Raw genomic sequence first — 1,011 nt, forward strand, 5'->3', positions numbered from 1 at the left:
AAGTCGTACCGTACGGGATCTACGACTTGGCCGCGAACACCGGCTGGGTCAACGTGGGCACCGACCACGACACCGCCACCTTCGCGGTGGAGTCCATTCGCCGCTGGTGGAACGGGGCCGGGCAGCTTACCTACCCGCACGCGACCCGGCTGCTGGTCACCGCTGACGCGGGTGGTTCCAACGGCTACCGCACCCGTGCGTGGAAAACCGAACTCGCGGCGTTGGCCGCCCAGACCGGCCTGGCCATCACGGTGTGCCACTTCCCGCCCGGCACCTCCAAGTGGAACACGATCGAGCACCGGTTGTTCTGCCATATCACCATGAACTGGCGGGGCAGGCCACTGACCAGCCACGAGGTCATCGTCAACAGCATCGCCGCGACCACCACCCGCACCGGGCTGACCGTCCACTCCGAACTGGACACCGACACCTACGCCCTGGGGGTAGAGATCAGCAAAGCCCAGATGGCCGCCTTACCGATCACTCGCCATGGCTGGCACAGCGACTGGAACTACACCCTGCACCCGCAGACCCCGCATTCCAAGGCTGGCAGCGACACCAGCCCCGACCCGCTGCCGCCTCTCCCGCAGGACACGATCACTCTGTCGGACCCCGCGCTCACCGGGCTGTCCCGCCCTGACCTGGACACGCTGACCACGGCGCTGGACACCCTGCGGGCCACACGAATCCAGGATCGCCAACGTCAACACCAGCACCATCGCGCAGAACAAGGGCTTCGCCCGCACGCACCTCGCTCAGGCCGGCCGCCACGCTTGTCGTTTCCCGATCAGGTCCTGGCCACGATCCTCCACATACGACTGTCCTTGCCCGAAGACACGGTAGAGGTGATGTTCGGCTGCAGCCGCAGCACCATCCGCCGCGCGATCACCGAGACCCGTCAGTTCCTCGCCGAGCACGGCACCACAATCGAGCCGGTAACCCTGCCCATCCCGCTACCCGACCTCATCGCCAAGATCACATCAGCGTGTTAATTATCTGCAAGGCCTAAGC

The 1,011-nt window shown here is 65.7% G+C and carries 1 protein-coding gene; it reads left to right on the forward strand.

Going from position 1 to position 1,011, the window contains the following annotated elements; all coding sequences use genetic code 11:
• The coding region (locus QMK34_RS47535) for an ISAzo13 family transposase (RefSeq protein WP_326421640.1) at window positions 1-992 on the forward strand (992 nt) is incomplete at its 5' end.
• Window positions 993-1,011 lie beyond the last annotated feature (19 nt).

It is taken from the genome of Amycolatopsis sp. H20-H5, from assembly GCF_035828755.1.
GTDB lineage: Bacteria > Actinomycetota > Actinomycetes > Mycobacteriales > Pseudonocardiaceae > Amycolatopsis.